General features: G+C 72.3%; 5 protein-coding genes. All 5 read right to left on the bottom strand.

From position 1 onward, the window contains the following. Positions 1-136: 136 nt before the first annotated feature. The 5 genes from ACGFN2_RS23695 to ACGFN2_RS23675 all read right to left on the bottom strand — a co-directional run bounded on the left by ACGFN2_RS23695 (position 137) and on the right by ACGFN2_RS23675 (position 6,973). Entirely contained in the window at positions 137-2,692 is a 2,556-nt protein-coding gene (locus ACGFN2_RS23695; RefSeq protein ID WP_393363552.1) for an ABC transporter permease, read from the bottom strand. A gap of 81 nt (positions 2,693-2,773) precedes the next feature. Then, complete coding sequence (locus tag ACGFN2_RS23690) at positions 2,774-3,574, bottom strand: ABC transporter ATP-binding protein (RefSeq protein WP_362610462.1); 801 nt, start codon at positions 3,572-3,574, stop codon at positions 2,774-2,776. A gap of 173 nt (positions 3,575-3,747) precedes the next feature. Further along, positions 3,748-4,476: a helix-turn-helix domain-containing protein gene (locus ACGFN2_RS23685; protein ID WP_393363549.1), complete on the bottom strand. Its 729-nt coding sequence runs from the start codon at positions 4,474-4,476 to the stop codon at positions 3,748-3,750. A 96-nt stretch (positions 4,477-4,572) separates the two neighbouring features. Continuing rightward, entirely contained in the window at positions 4,573-5,262 is a 690-nt protein-coding gene (locus tag ACGFN2_RS23680) for a response regulator (protein WP_393363546.1), read from the bottom strand. Positions 5,263-5,302: 40 nt separating this feature from the next. After that, positions 5,303-6,973 (bottom strand): sensor histidine kinase, encoded by a 1,671-nt coding sequence (locus ACGFN2_RS23675; RefSeq protein WP_362610455.1) that lies wholly within the window; start codon positions 6,971-6,973, stop codon positions 5,303-5,305. Between the last annotated feature and the right edge of the window lie 157 nt (positions 6,974-7,130).

Below are 7,130 nucleotides of genomic sequence, written 5' to 3'. Positions count from 1 at the left end.
GGCCGGGGGGGGGGGTGGGCGCGGGCCGGGGGGTCCTCGGCCCCCCGGGCCCCCCCCCCACAACCCGGGGGGGGCGCCCGGGCCCGCGCCCGCGCCCGGCCCCCCCGCCTTTGTGTGGGGGGTGGCGGTCAGGTGGTCACTGGGCGCCGATGGCCTCCAGCATGTTCAGCCGGGCCGCCCGGCGGGCCGGCCACAGCGCGGCCAGCACCCCCACGACCAGCGCGATCAGCACGAACAGTGCGAGCCGGCCCCAGGGCAGCAGCAGCTCGTAGGTCGGCATGCCCTGGCTGACCAGGTTGCCCACGGCCCAGGAGCAGAAGACACCCACCGCGATGCCCAGGCCCGCGCCGAACAGCGCGATGACCACCGACTCCAGCCGGACCATCTGCTTGATGCCGCTGCGGGCCAGGCCGATCGCCCGCAGCATCCCGATCTCACGGGTCCGCTCGAAGACCGACATGGCGAGGGTGTTGACCACACCCACCACCGCGATGATGACGGCCATGCCCAGCAGCCCGTAAGAGACGTTGAGCACCATCTCGATGCTCCGGGCGTTCTCCGTGCGCAGGTCGGCGTGGTCCTGGACCAGCAGCAGCGGGCTGTCGCCGAGGGCGTGCCGGATCTGCTTCTCCAGCCCCTCCGACGGACCGTCCTTGCCGTTCACCAGCAGGGTCTCGACGTTCCGCTCGTACTGGTGCGGCGCCACCGTCGAGGCGGCTCCGATCGAGTCGCCGAGCAGCTCGTTGTCCGCGAAGATTCCGACGATCTTGAGCTTCGCCTTCTTCTCGTCGAAGAAGGTGCCGTCCAGGGTGTCGCCGGTCTTCCAGCCCTTCATCTTGGCCATCTCCTCGGAGACCGCGATGTCGTTGCCTCCGGCGCCCTTCAACGAACCGCTGATGAGGTCCAGTTGGACGACCTTGCCGATCGTGCTGAGGTCGGTGCCCTTCAGGCTCATGGAGGATTCAGGGGTGTCGAAGCTCGTACCGCTCAGCGGAGCCGCCGCCTCGACGCCGGGGAGATCCGCCACCTTCTGCGACCGCTCGGGGTCCAGACCGGTGTACGTCGTGGTCCCGATCTTGTAGTCGGCCTTCAGCCCCTGGGCCGTCATCTTGTCCATGGCCTGCCCGGCCGAGTTCCCGACGACCGTCATACCGGTGATCAGGGTGAGGCCGATCATCAGCGCCGAGGCGGTCGCCGCCGTACGGCGGGGGTTGCGCAGCGTGTTCTCCTTGGCCAGCTTGCCGCTGATGCCGAAGAGCCGGGTGGTGACGACGCCCGCCAGCGAGACCAGCGGCCGGGACAGCAACGGCGCGAGGATGATGACGCCGGTCAGCATCAGGACTCCGCCCACCATCGCGATCGGCAGGTCGTCGGACTCCTCCAGCGTGGAGACGTAGAACATGGTCGCGACACCGAGGCCGGTGATCACCGTGCCGAGGGAGTTGCGGAGCACCAGGCTGCGCAGGGCCGGCGGCGCCTCGACGGTGTTGAGCGCCTCCACCGGGGCGATCTTCGCCGCCTTGCGGGAGGGCAGCCAGGCGGCCAGTACGGTCACCACGACGCCCACACCGAGCGCGGAGAGCACCGCGGCCGGACTGATGACGACCGGTCCGTCCGGGAAACCCGCGCCGTTCGCCGCGAGCACCGCCCGCAGACCCACGGCGAGGCCGATGCCCAGCGCGAATCCGACGCCCGACGAGATCAGGCCCAGCAGGGCCGCCTCCGCGAGCACCGCGCGCACGACCTGACGGCGGGAGGCGCCGATCGCGCGCATCAGGGCGATCTCCCGGCTGCGCTGGGAGATCAGCATGGTGAAGGTGTTGGCGATGATGAAGACGCCGACGAACAGCGCGATCCCGGCGAAGGACAGCAGCGTCTGGGTCAGGGAATTGGTCGCCAGGGCGACCGACTTGGACTGCTCGGCGGCGAGCTCGGTGCCGCTGGTCGCCGTGGCGCCTTCCTTGGGCAGCGCCTCGCTGACCTTGGCGGTCAGCGCCTGCTGATCGGTGCCGGGCGCGGCACCGATCAGCAGCTCGTCGAACTGGCCGGGGTGCAGGAACAGCTTCTGCGCGGTGTCGGTGTCGAAGAGCGTCAGACTGCCGCCCGCGGTCACCTGCGGGTCGTCGGTGGTGACGATGCCGACCAGCTTCTTCGTCAGCACCGGCCCGTCGGTGGCGAACCGCACGGAGTCACCGATGGTGTGGCCGGACGCCTTCGCGGTCGCCTCGTCCAGCGCGATCTCGTCGGCGGCGGCCGGCCCGCGGCCCTTCAGCAGCGGGTAGCGGGGGTCGTGACCGTCCTTGCCCGGCTGGAAGTTGCCGGCGAGGTTCTGCCAGCCGTTGCCGAGCGGCACATTGTCCGGACCGGCGACGGTGGCCTGGCCGATGACATTGGTGCGTACGGACTGTACGCCGGGCAGTGCGCGGATCTTGTCCGCCAGCTTCTGGTCGACAAGGGTGCTGCGCTTGCCGTCCTTGCCGGTGCGCGAGGTGGCGTCGGGGCCCTCGCTGGCCTTGACGGAGACGGCCACCCCGTCGAGGTTCCTCATGGACGCCTTCTGGACGGCCGAGCCGGTGGTGTCACTGAAGATGAGGGTGCCGGTGACGAAGGCGACACCGAGCAGGACCGCGAGTGCGGTCATCATCAATCGGGCTTTGTGCGCAAGCACGTTGCGCAGGGCGGTTCGCAGCATGGTGGTGGTGTCAGTCCTGGTCCGGTGGCTCGGGATGAAGGGCGGCGCGTGGGGGAGCGCGGTGGTGCGAGGGGCCGGGCGTCAGCTCGTACGTCCCTTGGCTTCGAAGAGCCGCATCCGGTCCAGGACGGTGTCCGCGGTCGGCTCGTGCAGCTCCTCGACGATGTGACCGTCGGCCAGGAAGACCACCCGGTCCGCATAGCCCGCGGCGACCGGGTCATGGGTGACCATCACCACCGTCTGCTGCATGGCCCGCACCGACTCCCGCAGAAAGCCCAGCACTTCGGCGCCGGAGCGGGAGTCGAGGTTGCCGGTCGGCTCGTCCGCGAAGATGATCTCCGGCTGGGCGGCCAGCGCACGGGCCACCGCGACCCGCTGCTGCTGACCGCCGGAGAGCTGCGCCGGCCGGTGCGACAGGCGCCCGGACAGGCCGACCGTCTCGATGACCCGGCTGACCCACTCCCGGTCCGGCTTGCGGCCCGCGATGTCCATCGGCAGCGTGATGTTTTCCAGCGCGGTCAGCGTCGGCAGCAGATTGAACGCCTGGAAGATGAAGCCGATCTTGTCCCGGCGCAGCCGCGTCAGCTGCTTGTCGTTCAGCGACCCCAGCTCCACGTCGCCGATCCGGGCCGAGCCGGACGAGATGGTGTCCAGACCGGCCATGCAGTGCATCAGCGTCGACTTGCCGGAGCCGGAGGGGCCCATGATGGCGGTGAACCGGGCCTTGCCGAACTCGACCGAGACGGAGTCCAGTGCGACCACCCGGGTCTCCCCCTGGCCATAGACCTTGTTCAGATCCGTGGCGCGGGCAGCGACCGCGGCGGAGGCACGGGTGGGGGCGGGGGAACCGGGGACGCCCTGAAAGGCAGCCGCGTGGGACACGGGGACTCCTGGAGAAGGAACGGAAGATTTGCGACGTTCCTATTCTTGAATGCGCAGGTCAGCGCGGTCCTCACCCGGAGGGACCGAAAGCCGGACCGGCCGGAAGTGCGATCCCCCCTCCCGGCGTCATCCTCTGGACGGACGGCCCTCCGTCCGGAGGCCGACGGGAAAGATCAGGGTCGCCGACCGCTTTCGGTGTCCGGCTCGCCCGCCCGCGCCCAGAATTCCGCCACGATACCGGCGAGGAAGGCGCGCCCCGCCTTCCCGGATTCCTCTGCGCCGCCCCCGCCGCCCCACTGGAGCGTGCCGGCCATGAGCGTCTGATATGTGCTGTGCAGATCCCGCAGCACGTCCTGGAGCCGCTGCCGGGGCAGCGGTACCAGCTTGCCGACCGGCCGGACGCAGGCCTGCCAGCGGGTGGTGGCGGCGCTGGTCAGCAGCCCGGCCAGGGCCTCGTCCCGCCCGGTGAAACGGAGCAGCGCGGGCAGCGGCAGCCGCAGCACCTCGGCGAGCGCCGCGGCCTGCCGGTCGGTGCCGCGCCAGGTCCCGCCGGCCTCCAGACGCTCATAGGCACGCGGCTCCATACCGGTCCGCAGCGCGAGGTCCGCCGGGGCGAGGCCGAGCGCCAGCCGGTATTCGCGCAGGGTGCCCGGTGTGCCGATCAGTTCGCCCGGCGCGCACCACAGGGCACCGGCCAGCGCGGTCAGTTCGGCTTCCGTGGGACGGCTCTCACCCCGCTCCCAGGACGCCACGGTCCCGGGCGCGACGCGCATGCCGAAGGCGGCCCCTATCCCGTACGCGACATGGGCAGGCGTCATGCCGAGGGCCTCACGGAGCCGGCGGGCGGCCTCGGCGTCGAAAGGGGGGCGGTGCGGCTCCCCGGCATGCGTGTTCACCGGCACACGGTAGGTGACGGGGTGGAGCCGTACCTATGGTGCGGATGCCCAAGAAGGGAAGTCGTAGGAAGCTCCTAGCCGGCCGGTTTTCCGCCCGGCGGGTCAGTGGCCCGACCAGCGGTAGCGCAGTTCGGGGCGGCCGACCTGGCCGTACTGGGGGGCGCGGGCGGCCCGGCCGCTCTCCACGAGGTGTTCGAGATAGCGGCGGGCGGTGATCCGTGAGATGCCCACGTCGGCGGCCGCCTCGGTCGCCGTCAGCCCGCTGCCGGCGGACCGCAGCACCGTGGTCACCGCGTCCAGGGTGGCCGCGGTCAGCCCCTTGGGCAGCGCGGCAGGGCGCGGCGCGCGCAGGGCGGCGATCGCCCGGTCCACCTCGTCCTGCCCGCTGGCCTCGCCGGTGGCGGCCCGGAACTCCGCGTAGCGGGTGAGCCGGTCGCGCAGGGTGGCGAAGGTGAACGGCTTGAGGACGTACTGCACCACGCCGAGCGAGACGCCCTCGCGCACCATCGTCAGATCCCGCGCCGAGGTGACCGCGATGATGTCGGCGGTGTGCCCGGCCGCGCGAAGCGTCCGCACCAGCTGCAGCCCGTGGCCGTCGGGCAGGTAGAGGTCGAGCAGCAGCAGGTCGACGGCGTGCTGTTCGAGGTGGCGGCGGGCGTCGGCGCCGGAGTGCACGGTGCCGGAGACGGTGAAGCCGGGCACCCGCCCGACATACAGGGCATGGGCGTCCGCCGCGACCGGATCGTCCTCGACGACGAGGACCCGGATGTCGGAGGGGGTCACCGGTTCCATCCTCTCCCGGCCGGACGGCCCGCGCAGGGCGCCGGCCCGCTCATCCGGCGGCCCCGGCCCGCAGCGGCAGCCGTACGGTGAACCGCGCGCCGCCCTCCGGCGCCCGGTCCAGCGTGACGGTGCCGCCGTTGCGCCGTACCGCCTGCTGGACCAGGGCCAGCCCCAGACCGCGGCCCCGGGCGGGGGCGGCGGTGCCCGGCTTGGTGCTCCAGCCCCGGCGGAAGATCTCCCCGGCGGCGTCCGCGGCCACCCCCGGGCCGGTGTCCGCCACCCGCAGCAGCAGCTCGTCCCCGGCCGCCCGTGCGGTGACCCGCACCCGCGGCGGCTCGGTGGCGCCGTGCTCCGGGGTGGGCGCGGCGGCGTCGATGGCGTTGTCGAGCAGGTTGCCCAGCACGGTGACCAGGTCGCGGGCCGGCAGTCCGGGCGGCAGCAGCCCGTCGTCGATCCGGCTGTCGGGCGTCAACCGCAGGTCGACACCGCGCTCGTTCGCCTGCGCCGCCTTGCCGAGCAGCAGCGCGGCCAGCACCGGTTCGGCGACCGCGCCGACGACCTGGTCGGTCAGCACCTGCGCCAGTTCCAGCTCCGCGGTGGCGAACTCCACGGCCTCCTCGGCACGCCCCAGTTCGATCAGCGAGACCACGGTGTGCAGCCGGTTGGCGGCCTCATGGGCCTGTGAGCGCAGTGCCTCGGTGAAGCCGCGCACGGAGTCCAACTCCCCGGAGAGCGCCTGGAGTTCGGTGTGGTCGCGCAGGGTGACGACGCTGCCGCGCCGCTCACCGCCGGAGACCGGCGCGGAGTTGACGACCAGCACCCGCTCGCCGGTCAGCTGGAGTTCGTCGACCCGCGGACCGGTCGCCAGCAGCGCCTCGGTCAGCGCCTCCGGCAGCCCCAGCTCGGTGACCTGCCGGCCCACCGCGTCGCCGGACAGCCCGAGCAGCTCCCGCCCGCCGTCGTTGATCAGGGCGACCCGGCGCTGCCCGTCGAGCATCAGCAGCCCCTCGCGCACGGCGTGCAGCGCGGCCTGGTGGTAGTCGTGCATCCGGCTCAGCTCCCGGGCGTTCATCCCGTGGGTGTGCCGCCGCAGCCGGGCGTTGATCACGTACGTCCCCAGGCCGCCCAGCGCCAGCGCCGCCGCGGCCACGCCCCCCAGCGCGAGCACCTGGGCGCGCAGCTGCGCACTGATCGTCTTGATGGTGATCCCGGAGCTGACCAGCGCCGTGATCCGGCCGCCGTGCGCGGGGTCGCGCACCGGCGCGACGACCCGTACGGACGGCCCGAGCACCCCGAGGTGGGTCTCGGGGAAGATCTCGCCGCGCAGCGCCGGGCCGATGTGCCCGAAGTACTTCTTGCCGATCGCGGACGGCTCGGGGTGTGTCCAGCGGATGCCCTTCGGCGACATGACCACCACGAAGTCGACCCCGGCGTCGCGCCGCAGCCGTTCGCTGTACGGCTGGAGCGCGGCCGTCGGGTTCTTGGTGCGCGCCGCCGCCACGACCGCCGGGGAGTCGGCGACGGCGGTGGCCGCCGCGGTCGCCTGCCGCCGCGCGGTCTCCTCCGCCTGCCGTCCGGCGCTCACATACGCGAAGACGGCGCAGCCCAGCACGACCACCGCCACCAGCACCACCTGCATGGCGAAGAGCTGCCCGGCGAGGCTGCGGGGGCCGCGCAGCCGGCCGGGACGGCGCGGCCCGCGGGGTCGGGGGAGTCGCATGCAGAACAGTCTGCACGGTGACCACCGAACCGTCTGCACGGTCACTTTTACGTGAACGAAATGTACGTAAGGGTGACGGGCGCCACAGTGGCGTGCATAGTCGCCGGGACTTGTTGTGTGGCAGAGCCGCAGATCAGCGCACAGCCGTAGACCGAGG

The organism is Streptomyces sp. NPDC048612 (genome assembly GCF_043199295.1).
Taxonomy (GTDB): domain Bacteria; phylum Actinomycetota; class Actinomycetes; order Streptomycetales; family Streptomycetaceae; genus Streptomyces.
Note: the sequence above shows the minus strand (reverse complement) of the source record. Positions and strands in the feature narration are given on the sequence as shown.

Bases quoted from the DNA above. Each gene is read 5' to 3' on its own strand.
- ACGFN2_RS23695 (WP_393363552.1), bottom strand. From the start codon at position 2,692: ATGCTGCGAACCGCCCTGCGCAACGTGCTTGCGCACAAAGCCCGATTG.
- ACGFN2_RS23675 (WP_362610455.1), bottom strand. From the start codon at position 6,973: ATGCGACTCCCCCGACCCCGCGGGCCGCGCCGTCCCGGCCGGCTGCGC.
- ACGFN2_RS23680 (WP_393363546.1), bottom strand. From the start codon at position 5,262: ATGGAACCGGTGACCCCCTCCGACATCCGGGTCCTCGTCGTCGAGGAC.